This is a genomic window from Luteococcus sanguinis (assembly GCF_039527675.1).
GTDB lineage: Bacteria > Actinomycetota > Actinomycetes > Propionibacteriales > Propionibacteriaceae > Luteococcus > Luteococcus sanguinis.
This window is the reverse complement of record NZ_BAAAKI010000001.1, coordinates 173,933-194,780: the sequence shown is the minus strand read 5'-3', so window position 1 is coordinate 194,780 and position 20,848 is coordinate 173,933. Positions and strand designations below refer to the sequence as shown.

Below are 20,848 nucleotides of genomic sequence, written 5' to 3'. Positions count from 1 at the left end.
CCGCTATTCGGGGGTGGTGACGTCGTCGTCCACGTCGGCGTCCCCGCCCACCCACTGGCGAACCGTCTCGGCCGTCGCGGCCAGCACCGCGAGCACATTCCAGCTGGCCAGCAGCAGTTCGACCTCGCCGGCGTCCACGCCCACCTGGCTGAGCGCCTCGATCGCGGTCGCGACCAGCAACCCGACCATCGCCACCCAGGCCCAGCGGCGCCGCGCCAGCACGGTCCACCACAACACCGTGAGGATCATCGGCAACACCACCAGGGCCAGGTTGTGGCCCTGCCCGAAGATGATCGCACCGACCGCCGCAACCAAGGAGAAGAGGTTCATGGCGCCGGTGAAGATCAGCGGCACCGGGGGCAGGTGGTGGTCGACGATGGTCTTGGGCTGCGGCGGACGGGGCATGTGCCGGCGCAGGGCAACACCGCTGGTCTGGACGACGGGCAGGTCACCATCGGTCATCACCTGGTCACCGCCGCCATTGCGTGAGTGGTAGGCGGTGGAGAAGTTCTCGATCACGTCGACGGTCACGGACGGGTCGGCATACCTGATCGTGTCGACGACGTAGTCACGCTCGAGGTCGGTGTCCTCATCCACCTTGTGCGTGATCTGGAAGGTGAAGCTCGACAGGCCGACGGCCCGGTCATAGGTGGCCGCGGCGACCCAGTCGACCCGCTCACCACCGGGCAGCAGCCAGCCCTTGGGGGTCTTCCAGAAGCGGACGTGGTGGCGCTGTGAGGGATTGCCGTCGACTTCCTGCTGGTAGGCGAAATCCTGCAGCCGGTCGAAGACGTACAGCCCGGAGACCGGCGCCGCTGGATACGACGTACGCAGCACGGCGGAGCGCACCATTCCCACGCCAGAGCCGATGGTCAGCTCGTCGGCGCGGGTCCAGCCGGCGGCCTCCAGGGCCGTGCAGACGTCCTCTTCCGACCCATTCAGAGCGAGGTTGATCGGGTCGCCCAGCATCCCGTCCGCGGTGCGCGCCCGTCCGATGAAGTAGTTGGGGACGTAGACCGTGGACACCAGTTGGTGCAGCCGGGGGAGTGCGAGGTAGGCGACGACACCCCAGAACAGCAGAAGGTTCAGCCACCACCAGGAGAAGCCGGTGAAGGCTCGCGAGACCAACAGCCCGGCCAGCCAGACGGCCAGTCCCAGCGCGCCCACGGTGGCCGAAGTGGCGATCAGGGTGAACAGGGGCATCCGACGACGCGGACGCGCCGGTCGGGTGCGTTCTGTGTAGCTGGGCGGTTCCTGGGGAACCGGGTAACGCGCGTTCACCCGTCCATCATCGCCGAGCCGCACGGGCGAGTGCGTCGAGGGTCCGCGCCAAGGGTCCCTCTGCACCCCCGCGCGGGACAAGCATTCCGGTGGGCTCGGCCGCCCGAATGCTCAGGCTTCCCGCGCGGCGGCGACGAAGGTGCGGATCAGGTCGTGCCCCTTGGTGCCACGGGTGACCTCGACACCAGAGCTGACGTCCACGCCCCACGGACGGACGGCGCGGATGGCGTCCGCGACGTTGACGGGGGACAGACCGCCCGCCAAGAGCCAGTGGCCATGCGGGGGCTCGGCCAGGCCCGACAGGTCCCAGGTCTCACCCGACCCGGGGACGGAGGAGTCCAACAGCAGCGCCTCCTCTCCGAAGGCGCCCACCCGCAGGTCGTCGCCATCTGCCAGGGAGGTCGCCCGCCAGACCCGCAACCCACTCGCGACGGCCCGGGCAACGTGCTCGCGGCCATAGCCGGGGCCGTGCAACTGCAGCACGTCGACGCCGCTGGCGCGTGCTGCATCGATCGCGTCCGCGACGGGCAGATCGTTGACGACCAGCACCGATGCCACCCCGGCGGGCACCAGGGCAGCCAGGGCCGCCACCTGCTCGAGCGGGATGGAGCGCACGCTGGCGGTGTTGTGCACGAAACCCACCGCGTCGGCGCCCGCGTCGGTGGCCACCCTGACGTCGTCGGGGGTCTTGAGCCCGCACACCTTGATGAACATTCCACGAAGATACCCACTGCACCCGCGCCATCGGCCGCCGACCAGACCTACCATCGACCCATGTCCACTCCCCCGGCGCCGGACGACGCGTGTCCCGGTGATCATTGCGCCCAGGTGGAGACGATGGATCCCGGCGAGCGCTCCCAGCGCTGGATGGGCATGATCAGCGCCGTGATGATGGTGGCCGGTCTGACGCTGGGCACCTTCGCGGCCACCTGGCACGGCAACAATGTCATCCTCACCCTGACGCCCAGCAAGGTGCTTGGCACCAGTTTGGCGACGGTCGGCTTCACGGCCCTGACGATGGTGCTGCACGAGGCCCTGCACGGGCTGGGAATGCTGGCCTGCGGGGCACGGCCCCGTTTCGGCGCCGGCGTGATGCACACCGGCCTGCCCTACCTGTTCACCACTTCGGAGGGGCACCTGTTCACCCGGGCCCAGTTCTTGGTGATCGCGGCGCTGCCGAGCCTGCTGGTGAACTCCGCGCTGGCACTGCTGCTGCTGTGGGGCCCGCATCCGTCGTGGTGGGTGGTGCCGCTGGCCTTCCACCTGTCCGGCTGCGTGGGAGACGCCTGGCTGTGTTGGGCCGCGGCCCACGAACGCCCCGGGACTCTCATCGAGGACCTGCGTGGGGGAGTGCGCGTCCACCGCTTGGAAGTGCGGCCGGATCGTCCTGGCGCCGACCCGGCCAGCTGATCCAGCGAACAGGACCGGATCGAACAGGCCCGGTCAGCCGCCGATGACCGCCAGGGCCTGGACGGCAGAATCGACGGTGACGCCACCGACGATCACCTGGCGCAGCACGCCGTCGGAGTCGATGAAGAAGTGGGTCGGGATGCCAACCGTGCGGTAGCGCGAGGAGATCGCGGTACCCGGGTCATTGGCCTGGGGGTAGGTGAGGCCCAGACGCTGCGCATAGGAGCTGATGGTCGCGTCGTCCTCGTCCAGATAGAGGCCCAGGACGACGGTGCCGTTGGCCTTGGCCTTGTCGTAGACGGCCTGGACATCGGGGGCCTCGGCCCGGCAGGCGGTGCACCAGGTGGCGCCGAAGTTCAGCCAGACCGGCTTGCCCTTCAGCTCACTGAGGCGCACCCTCTTGCCGTCCAGGGTGGTGGCCGTGAAGTCCGGCGGCACCTGCCCGACCGCAGGGGCCTTGCCGGAGGTGTCACCCGTGAGCTCCACGGCCGTCGCGCCGCGGTTCTCGGTCTGGTTCGGACGCGTGGCCAACCACCAGCCGAAGATCGCCAGCGCCAGCAGTGTCAGTACCAGCCCGGCCAGCGGCAACTTGCTGCGCCTGACCTGCTGCTGCCAGCTGGGCTTGGTGAGGAGTCGTGGCTGAAGTAGGCATAGCCCTTCGCGTAGCCGAAGGTGAAGATCACCAGGCCGAGCAGTGCTCCAGCAAGGATGGCCAGCGCGCCATAGACCAGCGTCTTCATGCCCCCGATGCGCTCCAGCACGTCACTCACCCCTCTCGTCCGATTCCATGGGCGAGCAGAGAAATCACCCATTGGCACCATCCAAGCTGTGCTGAGCCTGTGCGACCATCCATCGCGAGGTACAGCTGGGGTACAACCTGCCAAGTCAGCCGGGGGTTCGGGGGTATACCCAGCGGGGGTGAGGAGGGTGCGCGGTGGGGCGTTCAGTGCGTGCCCGGGCCGCCGAGGCCACGCCGGACGATGAAGGCCGCCGCCTGGATGCGGTTCTCCATCCCGAGCTTGCCGAGGGCGTTGTGCACGTGGTTCTTCACGGTGCCCTCGGTGATCGAGAGCCGGCGCCCGATCTCGCGGTTGCTGAGCCCGTCGGCGACCAGACGCATGATCTCCAGCTCCCGGGCGCTGAGTTCTGCCTGGGCAGGTTCTTCGTCGGCCGGGGCGGGCTGGTGGCTTCCGCGCAGTTCGGCCATCAATCGTCCGACTAGCTTGGGTGCGAGCGGGCTCTCGCCGTGGGCGACGCCACGCAGGGTCTGGAAGAGCTGGTCGGGGTGCATGTCCTTGAGAAGGTAACCGTGCACCCCCGCGCGGATCGCGGGGATCAGGTAGTCGTCGTCCTCGCTGACGGTGAGCAGCACGACCTTGGTGGCCGGCAGCTCGGCCAGCACCCGCGTCGCTGCCTCGACGCCGGTCATCACCGGCATCTCGACGTCGCACAGCATCACGTCCGGACGCAGTTCGAGGGCCAGTTCGACCCCCTGCAGCCCGTTGTCTCCCTGCCCGACGACCGTGAAGTCGTCCCGTGCGTCGAGCAGGGAGGCGATGGCGCGACGAAACAGCGGCTGGTCGTCGACCAGGAGCACGCGGATCGGCCCGTCGCCCGCGCTCACGCGTCCACCCCGATCTTCTGCGGTTTCGAGGGCAGGTCGATCACGACGCGGGTGCCACGACCCGGCTCGGACTCGACGCTCAGCTCCCCGCCCACCATCTCGGTGCGCTCGCGCATGGTGTGCAGACCGTAGCCACCGTCACTGGACACGGTGCTGGCGCCGGGGACGAAACCTCGTCCGTCGTCGGTGACCAGGAAGCGCACCCCGCCACCGGTGCGGTGCAGCTCCACCACGGCATGCCGGGCACCCGCGTGCTTGCGGACATTGGTCAGGGCCTCCTAGATCACGCGGATCACCTGCACCTCGACGGTGGGGTCGAGGGCAGGGTCGTCGTCCGACTCGTTGACGAAAAGGGTCTCGATGCCACTGCGGTGCTGGAAGCCGCGCAAATAGGCGCGCAAGGAGTCCATGAAGGTGCGGTCGGCGCGCGATCCCTCCCGCAGGCCGAGGATCGCCTCGCGCACGTCGGCATAGGCTTCGTGGCAGCCCTCGGCGATGTCACCGAGCTCGGTGCGGGTCTCGGGGCTGAGTTCGGGTGCAGCCTGGGCGGCGCGCAGTCGCAGGTGGGAGGCGCCGAGCACCTGGGCGAGCGAATCGTGCATCTCGCGGGCGATCCGCTCGCGCTCCTCGACGACAGCCAGACGCCGTTCTGCCTCGAGCCGGGCCGTGCTCTGTGCCTGCATCGCCTCGCGTCCGCGGTCGATCACCCAGATCATCGCCAGCGCGAAGGCCACCAGGCCGATCGCGCCGACCACCCAACCGAAGACCACCGTGTGTTGCGGCCAACGGGGTTCGACGATGAGGGACATCAGCAGGTGCAGGGCGATGACGCTCACGAGCGGGACGACGACGCCGAGCAGCAGGAAACGTCGCTGCCAACCCGCGATGTCACGATCGGCCTGCACGTGCACCCCCTCGGCCCCGGACCGGGTGTCGGCCCAGCATGAGCCCGGGCCCAACCGGGCCTCGGGAATCGCACACTACCAATGGGTAGATGTGGACGCTGTACCTACCCCCGGATACATGCCGCGGGCCGTGGTCGGCCGCAAACCGTCGGCAGTGGAGCAGATGTCAGGAGTCCGCCAGCGCCCGTCGTGGGGCGCCCACGCTGACCGCCGCCACCGCGATGGCGGTGGTGATCGGCACCGCCAGCACCAGCCCGATCGAGCCGACCAGGGTGCGCACCACCTCGCCCGCGAACATCTCGCTGGTCAGCGCCTGCCACGGCGGCCGGCGGTTGATCGTCAACAGCGCGAGCACCCCCATCGCGGCACCCGCCGAGGCGAAGGCGGTGGTGTAGACGGTTGACGCGATGTGGTCGCGTCCGATCCGCATGGCGGAGGCGAACAGCCGCCCGCGCCGGCTCTCGGTCGAGGCCAGCTCCCAGACCGCGGAGGCCTGGGTGATCGTGACGTCGTTCAGCACGCCCAGGCCGGCGACGATGATGCCGCACAGCACCAGGGAGCGCAGCTGCAGGTCAGGCGCGGTGGCGGCGAGCAGGTGGTCGTCCTCGCTGCCGACGCCGGTCAGGTGGGCCCAGTCGGTGGCCCACCACCCCAGCGCGGCGGTGATCACCAGACCTGCCAGCGTGCCCACGAGCGCAGTGGTGGTGCGGGTGCTGAAGCCGTGGGCGCAGTAGAGGGCGACGAACATGATGGCGGACGAGCCGACCAGCCCCACCAGCAGGGGATCGTGGCCCACGACCAGCGCCGGGAACATGAACTTGGCCATGATCAGCGCGGCGAATCCGAGCCCGAAAAGGGCCAGCAATCCCCGCAGCCGCGCCACGGCGACCACCACCACGAGCAGCAGCAGGGCCAGGAAGGCGATCGGGATGCTGCGCTCGAACTCGGCGAACTGGTAGCTGGCGGCGTCCGTCCCGGCCGGTGGGATGCGGTAGAGCAGCACCTCCTGGCCGGGTTCGACACCGGACTCGAAGACTGCCTGGGTGAGCTGGACCGTCTGGGTCTGGCCGGCTTCGGGACCCTCGTCCAGACGGACGGTGAGCTGGCCGCAGGAGCCGGAACCGGCCGTGGTCGAGCTGGGGGTCGTGCCGCTCGCAACTCCCTCGCAGGGGATGCGGTTCACCTGAGAGATGGTCCCCTTCGGCGTGGTGACACCGGCAACCTGCCAGGTCGCCGGGTCTGACTTCACGTGGGCGGCCAGGTCATGGGGCCACAGCCAGACCATGGCGGCGATGGTCCACACCGCCACTGGGATCAGCACTGCGACCATCACCGACAGCGCCCGCTGCCGCTGCCGGGCCAGCGCGGGATCGGCGGGTTGCTTGGCGGAGTTGGGTGCGTGGGTGTGGGCCACGAGGATGACACCTACTCTGGGTCGGGTGACTGGCGAGCAGCAGGGTGGGGCAGCGACTTCGAACCTACCCGCTGGCACCCGACCGGCGGAACGCCTGGTGCCCGGGCTGGCTGCGGGGCTTGACCTGCTGCTCGGACGCCTGCACCGCGGCCCCGGTGATCCGACGATGCGTCGGATGGGACGTGTGTGGTGGCGCGCCAGCCTGACCCCGGCCGGTGCGGCGCTGGTGCAGTTCGTTCCCGAGGGTGCGGACGTACGGGTGCGGGCCTGGGGCGAGGGCTCGGTCTGGGCACTGGACCAGGCGCCTCGGCTGCTGGGCGCCGACGACCATCCGGACGAGTTCCACACCGATCATCCCGTCGTGACCGTCCTGGCACGGCGTCACCCCTGGCTGCGGGTGGGTGCAACGGACCTGGTCGCCGAGGCGCTGCTGCCCAGCGTGCTGGAGCAGCGGGTCACCGGTGCCGAGGCCTTCCGCTCGCACCGCTTGCTCGTGCGCCGGCATGGACGCCCGGCCCCCGGCCCCGCAGCGCAACCGGGACACCCTGCGCACGGCATGGTCGTCCCGCCATCGGCGCGGGAGTGGGCGTTGATCCCCAGCTGGGAGTACCTCGGGGTGGGGGTGGAGCAGGCGCGCTCCCGGCCGCTCGTCGGGGCCGCGCAGCGGGCGCGGGCGCTGGAGGCCAGCTTGCACCGCCCCGATCCCGGTGCTGCCTTGCGCAGCCTGCCGGGGATCGGTCCCTGGACCGCCGCCCGCACCCTGCAGGCCGCTCACGGCGACCCGGACGCGTGGAGCACCGGCGACTACCACGTGCCCGGTCTCATCACCCACGCGCTGGTCGGGGAGAAGCTCGGCCAGGACGATGCGGAGGAGGTGCTGGCGGGCTTCACCGGGCACCGTTATCGAGTGGAGTTGCTGGTCTGGCTGTCAGGGATCTCACCGGAGCGGCACGGGCCGCGGAAGTCGCTGCCCACGCACCTGCCCTGACCGGACGGGGGCTCAGGTCTGGATGGCCGGCATCGTGATGGTGTCCTCGTCCCCGTCCTCGGTGAGGGAACCGGGCAACCGGACGATGAACTCCGCACCACCGCAAGCCGCCCGCTGAGCGGTGACCTGGCCGCCGTGGGACGTGATGGTGTGCGCCACGATCGACAGGCCGAGCCCCGTGCCGGGGGTGTTGCGCGCGCGGTCGGAGCGGTAGAAGCGGTCGAAGACGTGCGGCAGGTCCTCGTCGGTGATGCCCGGACCCTCGTCCGCGATCGTCAGCGTGTCCCCGGACAGTTGGATGGTGACGGTGCCCTCCGGCGGGGAGAACTTCACGGCATTGTCGAGCAGGTTGGTGACCGCACGCTCGAGGGTGTCGGGCTCGCCCACCAGGAAGAGCGGGTTCAGTTGCACGTCGAAGTGCAGGTTCGGGCCGCGGCGGCGGGCGCGGGTGACGGCGGCCTCGACGACCTCCGCGAAGTCCAGCGGTACCGGGTTCGCGGTCACCCTGTCCTCGCGCGACAGCTGCACCAGGTCACCGACCAGCGAGCTGAACTCGCCCAGGGCGGCCGCGATGTCGTGCAGGATCTCCGACCGCGCGCCCTCGGGCAGCATCCCGGTCTTGTCGTCGGCGACCAGCAACTCGATGTTTGTGCGCATGCTGGTCAGGGGCGTGCGCAGTTCGTGGCCGGCGTCGGCGATCAGCCGCTTCTGCCGCTCTCGCGATGAGTTCAGGGAGTTCAACATGGTGTTGAACGAGCGGGTGAGGTCGCCCAGTTCGTCGTCGCCGGTGATCTCGATCGGGGCCAGGTCGTCGGTCTCGGTCACCCGCGTCACGGCTGCCGAAAGGCGACGCAGCGGGCGCAGCCCGGAGCTCATCGCGAACCACCCCGACAACAGGGCCAGCAGCAGGCCGACGCCGCCCAGCAGCACACTGGTGATGGTCAGGGCGCGCAGGGTGTGCTCGGTGGGAGCCAGCGGACGGGCGATGACCAAGGCATACCTGCGGGAGTTGATCTCCTGCGGCACCGCGACCATCCGGTAGCGCACCCCGTCGGCGTCGGTCGTCGTCCGGGCCGAGGATCCGCTGGCGGTGCGGGCGACGGCGACCTCGGCGGCGCCGGGTTCGAGGCTGATCGTCTCGCCCGGAACCCGGATCACCTTCGAGTCGGCGCCCACCAGCAACAGCGTTGCATTGACGGTGCGCAGGGCCTGGGCGTCGAGACCGCCCATGTTCTCCAGGTCGTTGGAGATCGGCCCCGCGGTGTACTGGGCGACGTCGGTGAGCTCGGTGTCGAGCTGGTCGTACAGGCTCCAGCGCGTCATCCAGTAGGCGCCCAGACCGACCAGCAGCACGGCGACACTGACCGAGATCACCGTGAGGGTGACGATGCCTCGGGCCAGGGACCCGCGACGCGGCCGTTGCCGGGAGAACAGCCGCGACAGACGGTCCGCGAGGCTCACGGGGTGGTTTCGCGCAGCACGTAGCCGATGCCGCGGACGGTGTGGATCAGGCGGGTCTCGCCCTCCGCCTCGGTCTTGCGGCGCAGGTAGCCGATGTAGACCTCGAGGGAGTTGGCGGTGGTCGGGAAGTCGAAGCCCCAGACCTCGTTGAGCAGCCAGCCACGCTCCAGCACCCGGCGCGGGTGTTCCATGAAGACCTGCAGCAGGGCGAACTCGGTGCGGGTGAGCGAGATCCGACGGCCACCGCGGGTGACCTCGCGGGTCTGGGTGTCGAGGATCAGATCGTCGAAGACGAGGGTCTCGGAGCCGGCATCGCGCTCGGGACGGCTGCGCCGGGTGAGCGCTCGCAGACGCGCCAGCAACTCGTCCAGGGCGAAGGGCTTGACCATGTAGTCGTCCGCCCCCGCGTCCAGACCGTCGACGCGGTCGCCGACGGCGTCGCGGGCGGTCAGGATCAGGATCGGCACGTCGTTGCCGGTCTGGCGCAGCATGCGGGTGGTCTCCAGACCATCCAGGCGCGGCATCATCACGTCCATGATCACGGCCTCGGCCTTGATCGCGGACAGCTTCGCAAGCGCCTCGAGGCCGTCGGCGGCGGTGCTCACCTCGTACCCGCTGTACTGCATCGAGCGGGCGAGGGAGTCGCGGACGGCCTGGTCGTCGTCAACCACGAGGATGTGCATGCCCCATAGCTTGCCACCTGCCGCTGACAATGCGCGCCCCGGAGCCTCAGCCAGGGATGCGCGACGGGCGTGGCTCGCGGCTGCTGGCCGCGAGGGCGGCGAGGGATGCCAGCGCCACCAGCGATCCCGTGAGCCACGTGACACCCGTCCAGCCGTGCGCGCTCCACGCCGAGCCAGCCGCGGTTCCGGCCAGCGAACTGCCCAGATAGTAGGCGAACAGGTACAGCGAGGCCGCCTGCCCGGTGCCCAGACCGCGCCGGACGGAGTTCGCTGCCACCCATCCGGACGCAACAGCGTGCGCGGCGAAGAAGCCGACCGTCACCAGCGACAGGCCGGCGACGATCAGTGGCAGCGGACGCATTGCTGCGAGCGCGATGCCGCCCAGGGTGATCACCAGGCCGACCACGGCCACGGGTCCGGGCCCGCGGCGGTCGGTGGCCCGACCGGCGCGGGTGGAGCTCCAAGAGCCGAGGGCATAGACGAGGAAGACCAGCCCGGCGACGCCGACCGAGAGTTCGTAGGGCGGAGCCTCCAGGCGGTAGCCCATCGCATTGAAGGTGGCGACGAAGGCGCCCATCGCGCAGAAGGACAGGGTCATCAGTGCCAGCTGGGTGGGGTCGGCCAGGAGTCGGAGGGTGCGCTGGGTGAGTTCGCTCGGGCGCAGGGGCTGGGCGATGAAGTGGGAGGATGCGGGCAGCAGCGCCCGCACCGCCACCGCGCAGGCCAGACAGAGCAGACCGATGCCGGCCAGAGCCCACCGCCAGTCGAGGACGTCCGCGATGCCGCCCGCGACCAGTCGTCCGGCCATCCCGCCCAGCGCGGTGCCACCGATGTACGTGCCGGTCGCGCGTCCGGCCGCGGCGGGATGAACCTCTTCGCGCAGGTAGGCGACGGCCACCGCCGGTAGCCCCGCCACGCTGATGCCCAGCAGCGCTCGCAGGGCCAGCAGCAGGTGCCAGGTGGGTGCCACGGCGCAGGCCAGGGTGACGGCCGAGGACGCGAACAGGCTGGCCACGATGATGTTCGTCCGGCCGTGGGCATCCGAGACGGGTCCCAGGAAGAGCAGCGCAAGACCCAGCGAGATGGTGGCGGCGGAAACGGTCAGCGTGGTCTCGGCGGGTGTCTTGGCGAAGGCGGCACCGAGCAGGGGCAGCAGGGGTTGGGTGGCGTAGAGCGCCGCAAAAGTCACCAGACCGGCCAGGAAGAGCGCGGCAGTGACCCGGCGCAGAGCTGGGTCGCCCGGGGTGAGTCCCCGGCTTCGGTCGTCGTGTGCGCGGGCAGTCACTCCTGCGGGGGCAGCGTGGCGTCGATCGCCTGGGTGGTGCCATCGACCGGCCCGGTCACGGCGTCGCTGGCCCGCACCTCGACGACGGCGGAGGCCTCGGCCTGCGCCTGCTCGGCGGCGCGACGCTCGGCTTCGTCCCTGACGAACTGGGCGTGCCGGCCCTTCTCGGCGGCGGTCGATTCGTGCCTGATCACGGTGGCGCCGCCCTCGCGGGAGAGCCAGTGGATGCGCTGGCTGCCCTCGACGCGGGTGCGTCCGTCAGGCACATCGACGACCAGACAGGTGTCCTCGTCGATGGTGATGCCGTGATGGATCCGTCCCTGCTCGAGCGCGGCGACCATCCGGTCCAGGTGCAGGACATTGGTGTGGACGTCCACGGTGATGCCGACCAGGCCAAGGCCGTCGCGCAGTTCAACCTCCTCCAGGCCCTCGCCCCAGACCTCGGGGGCGACCTGGCGGCCGCGGAACTGCCAACCCCCGACCAGGGCGTGCTTGGAGACGACCATCGAGCCGGCCGAGAAACCGAGGTAGGGAGCGCCGCCGCGCACCAGGCGGGCGATCGCGTCGCGTCGCGGCAGCAGGGCGGTCAGGTAACCGGGGGTCCAACCACCGGCCACCACCAGGCCTGCCAGCCGCTCCAGGTCATCCGGCCAGACGGTCGCGTTCTGGGCCGGCTCCGGTTCGTCGTCCAGGTAGATCGGCACCAGCTCAGCCTCCGCGAAGCGGGACCTGATCGGCTCGGCGTACTCGTCCAGGAACTCCGAAACCTCGTCCGCGCTGCCCAGCAGTGCGATGCCGATGCGGGTTCCGCGCTTGCGTGCAGCAGCGACGAACTCGTCGTGGACGACGCCCAAGCCGTCCGAGGGACCTCCACCCACCAAGAACATGGTCATGGCGTCAGCCTAGTCAGGATCGTGGCTGGCGCCAGTTGCGCCGGGTTGACTCAAGCGGCGGTCAGCGGGTGGACGCGTCGTCCACCTCGGCGAGGATGTTCGGCATCGCCCGCTCGATCGCGGCCAAGGTGGTCACGAAACCCTCCGAGCCCCCGTACCAGGGGTCGGGCAGCGGATCGCCCGGACTGGCCTGCGGGTCGAATTCGCTGAAAAGGCGCAGGTTGGTCGCGTCGGGAACCAGCCGACGCATCCGGTCCAGGTGGTGGGTCTCGGCGGCGATGACCAGGTCGGCGTCCCGGATCTCCCGTGCGCTGATCTGGTGGGCGCGGTGGTCGTCGGTCTCGTAACCGGCAGCGCGCATCACGCGCACCGCGCGCGGGTCGATCGGGTTGCCCAGCTCCTCGGCGCTGACGCCGGCGGAGGTGAACTCGACGTCCATCCCAACACCTTCGCGACGGGCCACCCGCTCGAGCATGGGGGAGCGACAGATGTTGCCGTGGCAGACGAAGACGACCCTCTTCACTGGTGCTCCAACAGGCTTCACTGGTGCTCCAACAGGCTTCACTGGTGCTCCAGGAGGTGACCGGCCGTGCCGCCGATGATCGTGACGATCAGCGCACCCAGGAGGGCAGGGATCCAGCCGTCGACGTGCCAGGGCCAGCCGAATCGTCCGGCAAGCCAACTCGTCAGCATCAGCATCCCCGCGTTGATCACCCAGACAAAGGCGCCCAGGGTGAGCACGATGAAGGGGAGGGAGAAGAACTTCACCACGGGGCGCACCAGGGCATTCACCAGCCCGAAGAAGGCGGCGACCACGAGCATGGTCACCACCGCGTCCAGCCAGGTGTCGGCCCCTAGAGTGATTCCGGACAAGAGCCAGGTGGCGAGCCCCAGGGCCGCGGCATTGGCGACGAAGCGTTTGATCACACATCCAGCCTGCCACGCGGCGCTGGCATCCCCGGAGGCACCCATGACCCGCCACTTCCTCAAGGAACTCGACTTCGGCACCGACGAGTGGCTGCGCCTGCTCGACCTGGCCGCCGAATTGAAGACGGCGAAAAAGGAAGGGCGTGAGGAGCAGCGCCTGCGGGGACGCAATATCGCGCTGATCTTCGAGAAGACCTCCACCCGCACCCGGTGCGCCTTCGAGGTGGCAGCTGCCGACCAAGGCGCCCACACCACCTACCTCGACCCCGCCGGGTCCCAGATCGGGCACAAGGAGTCGATCGCCGACACCGCGCGCGTCCTCGGACGGATGTTCGACGGTATCGAATACCGCGGTTTCGAGCAGGTCAAGGTGGAGGAGTTGGCCCATCACGCCGGGGTCCCGGTGTTCAACGGACTGACCAACGAGTGGCACCCAACCCAGATGCTGGCCGACCAGCTGACGATGCGCGAGCAAAGCCCGAAGCCGCTCGAGCAGGTCGCGCACGCCTACCTCGGTGACGCCCGGTACAACATGGGCAACTCCTGCCTGGTCTCGGGGGCGTTGGTCGGGATGGACATCCGAATCGTCGCGCCGGCCAAGTACCAGCCGGAGGCCTCGGTGGTCGAGGCGGCCCAGGCGCTGGCCGCGGTCTCGGGAGCACGGATCACCATCACCGACGACGTCACGGCTGGTGTCGCGGGCTGCGACTTCGTCTCCACCGACGTGTGGGTGTCGATGGGGGAGCCGAAGGAGGTCTGGGCCGAGCGGGTTGCCGACCTCACGCCCTATCAGGTGAACGCGCCCGTGCTCGCCGCGACCGGGAACCCCGACGTCAAGTTCCTGCACTGCCTGCCCGCTTTCCACGACCGCAACACCACCGTGGGCGAGAGCATCTTCGCCGACTTCGGCCTGGACGGAGTGGAGGTCACCGACGAGGTCTTCGAGGGCCCCGCGTCGGTCGTCTTCGACCAGGCGGAGAACCGGATGCACACCATCAAGGCGGTGCTGGTCGACTGCCTCGCCTGAGCTGCTGAAAACCGGACGAATCGGGCCCTTTGAACGGTCGAATCGCCGATCCGTGCCGCTGGCGTCCGGTTTTCAGCGGAACACCCGGCGGCGGTGGTCCCGGCGGGCCATCGCCGCGCGGATGTCGGCCTCGGCCGAGCCCCAGTCGTGGATGACCTGCTCGAAGGTGAGCCGGATTGGTACGTAGCCGCGAGCGCGGAGCCGACGGTCGCGCAGGCGATCAGCCTGATAGGCCGACGCGGACGTGTGGTGCTGGACACTGTCCACCTCGATGACGAGCGAGTCGCCGACCAGCAGGTCCACCCGACCAACGCCGTCGATCTGTGCTTGGGTTCGCACAGCGATCCCCAGCGCACGTAGCCGGAGGCGCACCAGGGTCTCGGTTCCCGATTCGGCACGGTCCATCATGGCCACGAGCCTTCCAACACGGACGGGAGCGTTGGCGAAGAGCAGCGCCACCTGTTCAGGATGCATGAGCCCAAGGTTGACCACCGAGTCGAGTGCCGCGACGAACTCCTCTCCGGCGAGGCATCTGGATGCGGTCACCAGGGCAGTTCCCAGGTCGTCGATCGGGGCTCTGGGTACCTGACGGGAGGCGGGGCAGCGGCAGACGGTGGCTCCCGGAGGAACACGCTTCAAGCCGTCCCTCGGAGCGCGGACGTGCCAGCGACGGTCCAGTACCCAGATCCCATACCAGCGCAGGGCGGACGCGCAGCCAAGAGTCCCGCCGGCCGCCACTGCCTGTGCCACCCGTTCGTCCGCTTGGGGGAGCGCAAACCAACCCGGACGCAGGCGGCGAAGATCACCGGTCCGCGTCCGGCGCCTGATGTCTGTATCGGTGTCGCCCCACGCGATCAGCTGCCTGCGGCTGACCACCCCGGCCCCTCTGATGTCGAAACTCACACCAATACCAATAGGAATCCCGAAGCATCCTCTGCCACCGTTGGCCGAGCCTTGTGGACAACTCCTCCAAGACCCGCCGGCTGTGGAACCGAAGGTGCCGCCGAGAATCGGACGTCAACGGGACCGTTCCGCGTCTGGATCGTGCAAACCAGCCGTTTCGTCCGATTCTCAGCGGCAGGAGGTCGTCGGTCAGCTGAAGAAGCTGCCGATCGTCCCGCCGACGCCGTCACCGTTCGGGGTGGCGATCACGTTCTCGCAGGGCTGGACCACCACGTGACCCTGGCCCTGGAAGGCCATCTGCAGCATCTCGCCGGTGCCGCCCCTGACCATGGACTTCAAACCACCCGTGTCGACCTTGATGTCCATCTGCACGCCATCGGTCCACATCACCACGGCCTGGGCGTCAGCGAAGGTGGGGGCCTGCGCCACGTCAAGGGCCACCGGCTCACCCTTGGTGGTGATCGCAACGAAGCCCGTTCCGGAGAGCACCACGTTGTAGAGTCCGCCGGTCATCATGGCTCCGCGCGCCTGGATCCGCTTCACGTCCCAGGAGATCGACTGGCTGAAGGCAAGTACATTGCCGCCGTTGACGCTGATGGTGTCGTTCTCCAGGTACATGATCTGGACGTCCGCCGCCTCGTCGGCGAGGAAGAGCTCGCCGCTTCCCGATGCCTGCATCAGGTTCACGCCCTCACCGGTGACGGCCTGCTTGAACAGCTTGCCCAGACCACCGGCGCCCTTGTTCATGAACTGCACCTGCCCCTGGTAGGCCACCATCGAGCCCTGCCGCGCCCACACCGGGCCCTGCGACATCTCGACCTTCAGCATCTTCTTGCTCTGCAGTGAGAACTGGTGCTTGGACTCCTTCTCGGCGTAGTCCTGGAACAGCGGTCCGTACAGCGGCATGGCGTGGCCTCCCGGTCATCGGCGCCCCTCATCGGACGCACACCCCCAGACTATGAAGAACCGGGTCATCGTGCCGCCACCGCCCACACCCCCCCTGCGGGGGAGGACGAACCCGACCGGTGCTGCATAGCGTGGCATCCCATGAAGGCACTCACCTGGCACGGCATCGAGGACGTTCGCATCACCGAGGTCCCCGACCCACAAATCCAAGAGCCCACCGACGCGATCGTCCGCGTGACGTCGACCGCGATCTGCGGCTCCGATCTGCACCTGTACAAGGTGCTTGCGCCCTTCCTGTCCCCTGGCGATGTGCTCGGGCACGAGTTCATGGGCATCGTCGAGGAGGTCGGCTCCGGCGTCGGGAACCTGGCGCCCGGCGACCGCGTCGTCGTCCCCTTCACCATCTCCTGCGGCCACTGCTGGATGTGTCAGCGTGGCCTGTTTGCGGCGTGCGAGACCACCCAGGTGCGCGAGCAGGACATGGGCGCCGCGCTGTTCGGCTTCACGAAGCTCTACGGGCAGGTGCCCGGTGGCCAGGCCGAGCTCGTGCGCGTTCCGCACGCCGGCTTCGGCCCGGTGAAGCTGCCCCATGACGGGCATCCGGACGAGCGCTACCTCTACCTCTCCGACATCCTCCCGACGGCTTGGCAGGGTGTCGACTACGCCGACGTCCCCGAGGGGGGATCGCTGGTGGTCGTCGGCCTCGGCCCGGTGGGCCAGCTGGCGGTCCGCTCGGCAAAGCTGCGCGGCATCGAGCAGGTGATCGCGCTCGACCTGGTCGGCGACCGTCTGCGCAAGGCGGAGGCTGCTGGGGCGACCACCATCGACATCTCCAAGACCAAGGACCTGAAGAAGGCCGTCCTCGACCTGACCGACGGGCGTGGCGCTGATGGCGTGATGGACGCGGTCGGCATGGAGGCCCACGGCAACCCGGTCGCGGAGGGGGTCATCGGACTCACCTCGAAGCTGCCCAAGCCGGTGGCGCGAGCCGCGTTCGAGAATGTCGGCATCGATCGGCTGGCGGCGCTGCACACGTCCATCGACCTGGTCCGTCGCGGAGGGACCGTCTCCATCAGCGGCCTCTATGGCGGCGCGGCAGACCCGATGCCCTTGATGACGATGTTCGACAAGGGCATCACGGTGCGGATGGGCCAGTGCCACGTCAAGCGCTGGACTGACGAGCTGTTCGAGATCGCGAACCGCCCGGACGACGAACTCGGGCTCGAGACCCTGGCCACGCACCGCCTGCCGCTCGAGGCAGCACCCGAGGCCTACAAGACCTTCCAGACCAAGCAGGACGAGTGCCTCAAGGTGGTCCTCAAGCCCTGACCCGTGACGAGGGGGCCCCACCGGCCAGCCCCCTCGTTCAAGCGTCCCTTCGATCAGTCGTCCTCGCCCAGCCCACGGGCCACCAGCGCGTCGCCCGTGCGCTGGGCGTAGGCGACGGCCCCGATCACGACCGGGGTGAGGTTCGCGAACCAGTTGCGCTCCAGCCCCCGCGCCCGGGCGGCGGTGCGGACGTCCGACGACAGCGACACCAGGTAGGGGATCGAGCGCAGCACCAGCGCCACCGACAGACCGAATCGCTCGGAGTTGAAACCGACGCGGTCCAAGGGGCGGGCGGCCGCGACCAGCGCGTCCACCAGCACCGGGGCGGGAGTGGTGAGGGTCAGCAGCCGGCTCAGGTAGATGCAGGCGACGATCGTGGCGATGTTCATCACGCCGTCGAGCGGACGCCCAACGAAGGTGTTCCACGCCATCAGGATCACCACCAGGATCCAGATGCCGCCGCCCAGGCCGACCGCCCGGCCGAACGGCAGCCGGGTCAGCATCAACAGCGCCACCGAGCAAGCCAGCAGCACCAGCGAGGCGATCCACGACCGGGTGAAGAAGGCCGGGATCGTTCCCGCCAGAACCAGCAGGTACTTGGCTCCCACGGGCAACCGGTGGATCACGGAATGCCCCGGGATGTACGCGCCGAAGAGCTGGTCATGCGCGCTCATGCGCCCATCAGCTCCCGATAGTGGGCGACCGCCTCGGGAGCGCCGTCGTCGAAGACGAGCCGTCCCTCGTCGATGACCAAGCCGCGATCACAGGCGGCGGCCAGCTCAAGATCATGCGTCGCGATGACGACCTGCTGTTCCAGCGACATCAGCGCCCGGGTGACTTCGCCGCGGTTGCGCAGGTCCAGCAGCGTGGTGGGCTCGTCCGCGACGACGACGGATGGTTCGACGGCCAACACGGTGGTGAGGGACACCAGCTGGCGCTCCCCACCGGAGAGGTCATAGATGGAACGGTCGGCCAGTTCACCCAGCCCACGCTCGGTGAGCAGCCCAACAGCCTGGGCGCGCCGCTCATTGCGTCCCTTGACGTGCTTGCGCAGGCTCAGCTCGATGTCGTCCGCGGGCGTTGACATCACCAGCTGGCTCAACGGGTCGGTGAAGACGAATCCGACGTGGGCCCTCGCCTTCTTCGGCTCGCGTCCGACGTCGATCCCGTCCACCAGCACCTGCCCGGACGAGGCCTCGACCAGCCCGTTCAGCAGCCGCAACAGCGTCGACTTGCCCGAACCATTGGCCCCGAGCACGGCGACGCGCTGCTCGGGCAGGGTGACGGTCACGCCGCTGAGCAGGCTCTTGGTGGCTTGGCGTCCGCCCTCGCCCCAGACGGGGACATCGACATCGACCGCCCTGAACTCGATCAACGGTTGGTCACGCTCACGCTGGAGCGGCCCAGGCTCAACCACGGGAAGGCGCGGTGCACGGCCAGGGCGACCAGCGCGGCGACGACGGTCTTGACCAGGTCGCCGGGCCAGTACAGGCGGTCGGCCTTGACGGCGGCGCCGAAGCTCATGTTGGCGATGTTCATGTCCATGCCGACGATGCCCATGGGGTGCACGATCAGGATCGAACCGATGATCCCGGCCAGGACGAGCGCAATGGCTGCCCGGACGGGGTTTCCGGCGCGGCCGCGGCGCAGGTAGGCGTAGGCCAGGGCGCCGACGACCAGGGCGTAGATCGGGAACGAGAGCAGGTAGCCGGCTGAACCCCTGCGCAGCACCGACAGCCCTGCGGCGCCCTGGGCGAATACAGGCAGGCCAGCGAAGCCGATCACCAGGTAGAGCAGGGTGGCGAGGAAACCGCGCCAGGGGCCGAGCACCAGGCCGGTCAGACCGATCACCAGGGTCTGCAGTGTGATCGGGACGGTGCTGCCGGCCACGTTGAAGCCCGGCACGAAGACCGTGACGGCGGCGATCAGTGCCGCGAAGACAGCGATGAGGGCGAGGTCGGTGGCGGGGCTGCGGCGGCTCATTGTTTCTGCTTCCTGGAGTGGGCTTGAACAGTGTTCAATTCGGGGCGAGCCTAGTGCCCCGACGGCGGTTTTCGCACCAGGGAGGCGCAGGTGGACGCAAGGATGGGTTCCGCTGGCCGGAAACTGCAACGAAGGAGTCGTCCGGTGGGTGATCCCGTCCCCGACTTCACCGTCGCCCACGACGACGCCGACCCGGCGTGGCGCCTGTGCGAGGCCCTTGCCCCGCAGCAGCGCGCGTGTGAGGTGCTGCGCTTTCGGGAGGACTGCTCCTTCGCGGACGTCGCGCGCACCCTCGCGATTCCCGAGGCGGCGGCCCGGTCACATGTGCACTGGGCACTCGCCAAACTTCGCACCCTTTCCGCTGGCCTCGGGCCCGTCGAGGGCTCAGCGGGAGGCGAGGGCCCCGGCCATCCGTCCGAGAGCGTCGGACAGGATGGCCGGGGTCGTTGCCAGGTTCAGCCGGCTGAAGCCCTTGCCCACCTCGCCGAAGGCCGGTCCGGAGTTCATCCACACCCTGGCGTGCTCCAGGAACCATTCGGCCGGGGCATCGCCCAGCCCGCACTCACGCCAGTCGATCCACGCGAAGTAGGTCGCCTCTCCGGGGAGGTAGCGGGCCTGGGGCGCGTGCTCGGCCAGCCAGGCCGACAATGTCGCGGAGTTCTCCGCCACCTGCGCCATCGCGCCGTCCAACCACTCGTCGCCCCGGGTGAAGGCGGCGATGTTCGCGTTGATGCCCAGCGTGGTGGCGCCGTAGATCCGTCCGGCCGGGGCATTGGTCGTCCACTGCTCGTTCGCCTGTTCGGTGTGGTGGGTGATGGTGGCGCAGGGCAGGCCCGGCATCGTGAAGCTCTTGGACGCGCTGGTGATGGTCGAGCAGTGGCTGGCGGCGATGTCGCTGACCCCCGCGTATCCGACGTGGCGCACCCCGGGCATCGTCAGCGGGGCGTGGATCTCGTCCGAGACCACCCAGGCCCCGTGCCGGTCGACGACCTCTGCCAGTGCCCGCAGCTCGTCGGGAGTGAACATCCGCCCAACCGGGTTGTAGGGCTGGCAAAGGATCAGCGTCCGGGCACCGGCGGCGAAGGCGGCGTCGATGCCGGCCAGGTCGAGGGTCCAGCGGAGGTGGGCATCGGAGGCCTCGGTGTGCTCGACCAGCGGCACCGGGACGAGGTCGCGGCCCAGCTCACCCGGGATGGCAAGGAAGGGCATGTAGCTCGGGGTGGGGACGACGACCGGGCTGCCAGCGGGGGAGTGGGCCTGGATCGCGAGTACGACGCCGGTCAGCACGTCCGGGATGATCGTGGTCAGCTGCGGGTCGATCTGCTGGTCCAGACGACGGGCGGCGAAGGCGGCAAAGGCCGAGGGCAGTTCCTGAGTCTTCACGGCATAGCCGAAGGCGTCGGCAGCGACAGTCGCGTTGATCGCCTCGGTGACCGCGGGCGCCATCGGAAAGTCCATCTCCGCGACCCACAGCGGGATCACGTCGGCGGGGTAGTTGTTCCACTTCTGCGAACCACGGGCGCGCAGCTGGTCAGGGGTCATCGAGGTGAAGTCGGTCACCGTCCCATTCTGCGCAGCTGGCTCGCCGGAGGTCGGTCGGGGGTCCACTTCCTGAACTCCGACCCCTGAACTCCGACCCCTGAACTCCGACCCCTGAACGCCATCAGCCTGAGCGCCTTCAGCCTTGAGGCCATGCCGTCGAGACGGTCAACGCCGCCGGCAGCTCGTCAACGCCACCCGTGCACCGGGCGCGTTCACCGGGTGCGGGATGCGTTGGCGATCGCACCCCGGTTGACGCTCATTCGGACGCGCAGGCACGGCCGCAAAAG

General features: G+C 69.2%; 24 protein-coding genes and 1 pseudogene. 5 read left to right on the top strand and 20 right to left on the bottom strand.

Going from position 1 to position 20,848, the window contains the following annotated elements:
* Positions 1-3: 3 nt before the first annotated feature.
* Both ABD089_RS00975 and ABD089_RS00970 read right to left on the bottom strand, forming a co-directional pair.
* Positions 4-1,281: an LssY C-terminal domain-containing protein gene (locus ABD089_RS00975; RefSeq protein ID WP_343884282.1), complete on the bottom strand. Its 1,278-nt coding sequence runs from the start codon at positions 1,279-1,281 to the stop codon at positions 4-6.
* A gap of 111 nt (positions 1,282-1,392) precedes the next feature.
* Positions 1,393-1,995 (bottom strand): phosphoribosylanthranilate isomerase, encoded by a 603-nt coding sequence (locus tag ABD089_RS00970; protein WP_343884280.1) that lies wholly within the window; start codon positions 1,993-1,995, stop codon positions 1,393-1,395.
* A gap of 60 nt (positions 1,996-2,055) precedes the next feature.
* On the opposite strand from ABD089_RS00970, the gene ABD089_RS00965 reads away from it, so the two are divergent.
* On the top strand, positions 2,056-2,691 hold the full coding sequence (locus tag ABD089_RS00965; RefSeq protein ID WP_343884279.1) for a DUF3267 domain-containing protein: 636 nt from the start codon (positions 2,056-2,058) through the stop codon (positions 2,689-2,691).
* 33 nt (positions 2,692-2,724) lie between these two features.
* Here the strand turns inward: ABD089_RS00965 and ABD089_RS00960 are convergent, their stop codons facing one another.
* The 6 genes from ABD089_RS00960 to ABD089_RS00935 form a co-directional block, all read right to left on the bottom strand.
* Entirely contained in the window at positions 2,725-3,279 is a 555-nt protein-coding gene (locus tag ABD089_RS00960) for a TlpA family protein disulfide reductase (protein ID WP_343884278.1), read from the bottom strand.
* Positions 3,255-3,461: a hypothetical protein gene (locus tag ABD089_RS00955; RefSeq protein WP_343884277.1), complete on the bottom strand. Its 207-nt coding sequence runs from the start codon at positions 3,459-3,461 to the stop codon at positions 3,255-3,257. Before ABD089_RS00955 ends, ABD089_RS00960 begins: the two co-directional genes overlap by 25 nt.
* A 173-nt stretch (positions 3,462-3,634) precedes the next feature.
* Positions 3,635-4,315 carry a response regulator gene (locus tag ABD089_RS00950; RefSeq protein WP_343884276.1) on the bottom strand — a complete coding sequence of 227 codons (681 nt, stop codon included), beginning with the start codon at positions 4,313-4,315 and terminating at the stop codon, positions 3,635-3,637.
* Positions 4,312-4,587, bottom strand: a complete 276-nt coding sequence (locus ABD089_RS00945; protein WP_343884389.1) for a sensor histidine kinase — start codon at positions 4,585-4,587, stop codon at positions 4,312-4,314. The genes ABD089_RS00950 and ABD089_RS00945 overlap by 4 nt, the downstream gene beginning before the upstream one ends.
* Positions 4,588-4,593: 6 nt before the next feature.
* Positions 4,594-5,220 (bottom strand): sensor histidine kinase, encoded by a 627-nt coding sequence (locus tag ABD089_RS00940; protein ID WP_343884274.1) that lies wholly within the window; start codon positions 5,218-5,220, stop codon positions 4,594-4,596.
* A 166-nt stretch (positions 5,221-5,386) separates the two neighbouring features.
* Positions 5,387-6,634, bottom strand: coding sequence for a YibE/F family protein (locus ABD089_RS00935; RefSeq protein ID WP_343884273.1), 1,248 nt, complete (start codon positions 6,632-6,634; stop codon positions 5,387-5,389).
* Positions 6,635-6,659: 25 nt separating this feature from the next.
* On the opposite strand from ABD089_RS00935, the gene ABD089_RS00930 reads away from it, so the two are divergent.
* Positions 6,660-7,622 (top strand): DNA-3-methyladenine glycosylase family protein, encoded by a 963-nt coding sequence (locus ABD089_RS00930; RefSeq protein ID WP_343884272.1) that lies wholly within the window; start codon positions 6,660-6,662, stop codon positions 7,620-7,622.
* 12 nt (positions 7,623-7,634) lie between these two features.
* Here the strand turns inward: ABD089_RS00930 and ABD089_RS00925 are convergent, their stop codons facing one another.
* The 6 genes from ABD089_RS00925 to ABD089_RS00900 all read right to left on the bottom strand — a co-directional run bounded on the left by ABD089_RS00925 (position 7,635) and on the right by ABD089_RS00900 (position 12,871).
* Positions 7,635-9,083, bottom strand: coding sequence for an ATP-binding protein (locus ABD089_RS00925; protein ID WP_343884270.1), 1,449 nt, complete (start codon positions 9,081-9,083; stop codon positions 7,635-7,637).
* Positions 9,080-9,766, bottom strand: a complete 687-nt coding sequence (locus tag ABD089_RS00920) for a response regulator transcription factor (RefSeq protein ID WP_343884269.1) — start codon at positions 9,764-9,766, stop codon at positions 9,080-9,082. Before ABD089_RS00920 ends, ABD089_RS00925 begins: the two co-directional genes overlap by 4 nt.
* Before the next feature lie 46 nt (positions 9,767-9,812).
* On the bottom strand, positions 9,813-11,051 hold the full coding sequence (locus tag ABD089_RS00915; RefSeq protein WP_343884268.1) for an MFS transporter: 1,239 nt from the start codon (positions 11,049-11,051) through the stop codon (positions 9,813-9,815).
* Positions 11,048-11,944: a Type 1 glutamine amidotransferase-like domain-containing protein gene (locus tag ABD089_RS00910; RefSeq protein ID WP_343884267.1), complete on the bottom strand. Its 897-nt coding sequence runs from the start codon at positions 11,942-11,944 to the stop codon at positions 11,048-11,050. The genes ABD089_RS00915 and ABD089_RS00910 overlap by 4 nt, the downstream gene beginning before the upstream one ends.
* A 61-nt stretch (positions 11,945-12,005) precedes the next feature.
* Positions 12,006-12,467 (bottom strand): low molecular weight protein-tyrosine-phosphatase, encoded by a 462-nt coding sequence (locus ABD089_RS00905; protein ID WP_343884266.1) that lies wholly within the window; start codon positions 12,465-12,467, stop codon positions 12,006-12,008.
* A gap of 38 nt (positions 12,468-12,505) precedes the next feature.
* The gene (locus ABD089_RS00900) at positions 12,506-12,871 is read right to left on the bottom strand and encodes a phage holin family protein (protein WP_343884265.1); all 366 of its coding nucleotides are present in this window, start codon (positions 12,869-12,871) and stop codon (positions 12,506-12,508) included.
* A 43-nt stretch (positions 12,872-12,914) separates the two neighbouring features.
* Between ABD089_RS00900 and argF the strand changes: the two genes are divergently transcribed.
* Positions 12,915-13,898 carry an ornithine carbamoyltransferase gene (argF, locus tag ABD089_RS00895; protein WP_343884264.1) on the top strand — a complete coding sequence of 328 codons (984 nt, stop codon included), beginning with the start codon at positions 12,915-12,917 and terminating at the stop codon, positions 13,896-13,898.
* 72 nt (positions 13,899-13,970) lie between these two features.
* Here the strand turns inward: argF and ABD089_RS00890 are convergent, their stop codons facing one another.
* Together ABD089_RS00890 and ABD089_RS00885 are read right to left on the bottom strand one after the other, a co-directional pair.
* Positions 13,971-14,444 (bottom strand): DUF559 domain-containing protein, encoded by a 474-nt coding sequence (locus ABD089_RS00890; protein ID WP_343884263.1) that lies wholly within the window; start codon positions 14,442-14,444, stop codon positions 13,971-13,973.
* Between the two features lie 546 nt (positions 14,445-14,990).
* Positions 14,991-15,707, bottom strand: coding sequence for an AIM24 family protein (locus ABD089_RS00885; RefSeq protein WP_343884262.1), 717 nt, complete (start codon positions 15,705-15,707; stop codon positions 14,991-14,993).
* 141 nt (positions 15,708-15,848) lie between these two features.
* On the opposite strand from ABD089_RS00885, the gene ABD089_RS00880 reads away from it, so the two are divergent.
* Positions 15,849-17,036, top strand: a complete 1,188-nt coding sequence (locus ABD089_RS00880; protein WP_343884260.1) for a zinc-dependent alcohol dehydrogenase — start codon at positions 15,849-15,851, stop codon at positions 17,034-17,036.
* Between the two features lie 53 nt (positions 17,037-17,089).
* On the opposite strand, the gene ABD089_RS00875 is transcribed toward ABD089_RS00880, so the two are convergent.
* From ABD089_RS00875 to ABD089_RS00865, 3 genes are read right to left on the bottom strand one after another with little or no spacing between them, the layout of a single operon-like run.
* On the bottom strand, positions 17,090-17,710 hold the full coding sequence (locus tag ABD089_RS00875; RefSeq protein ID WP_343884258.1) for an energy-coupling factor transporter transmembrane component T family protein: 621 nt from the start codon (positions 17,708-17,710) through the stop codon (positions 17,090-17,092).
* Positions 17,707-18,411, bottom strand: a complete 705-nt coding sequence (locus ABD089_RS00870) for an energy-coupling factor ABC transporter ATP-binding protein (RefSeq protein WP_343884256.1) — start codon at positions 18,409-18,411, stop codon at positions 17,707-17,709. Before ABD089_RS00870 ends, ABD089_RS00875 begins: the two co-directional genes overlap by 4 nt.
* Complete coding sequence (locus ABD089_RS00865; RefSeq protein ID WP_343884255.1) at positions 18,408-19,019, bottom strand: biotin transporter BioY; 612 nt, start codon at positions 19,017-19,019, stop codon at positions 18,408-18,410. Before ABD089_RS00865 ends, ABD089_RS00870 begins: the two co-directional genes overlap by 4 nt.
* A 102-nt stretch (positions 19,020-19,121) precedes the next feature.
* Between ABD089_RS00865 and ABD089_RS13765 the strand changes: the two are divergent.
* Positions 19,122-19,358, top strand: a pseudogene (locus ABD089_RS13765) (RNA polymerase sigma factor); the annotation flags it as partial.
* A 45-nt stretch (positions 19,359-19,403) separates the two neighbouring features.
* Here ABD089_RS13765 and ABD089_RS00860 read toward each other — a convergent pair.
* The gene (locus tag ABD089_RS00860) at positions 19,404-20,579 is read right to left on the bottom strand and encodes a MalY/PatB family protein (protein ID WP_343884254.1); all 1,176 of its coding nucleotides are present in this window, start codon (positions 20,577-20,579) and stop codon (positions 19,404-19,406) included.
* Between the last annotated feature and the right edge of the window lie 269 nt (positions 20,580-20,848).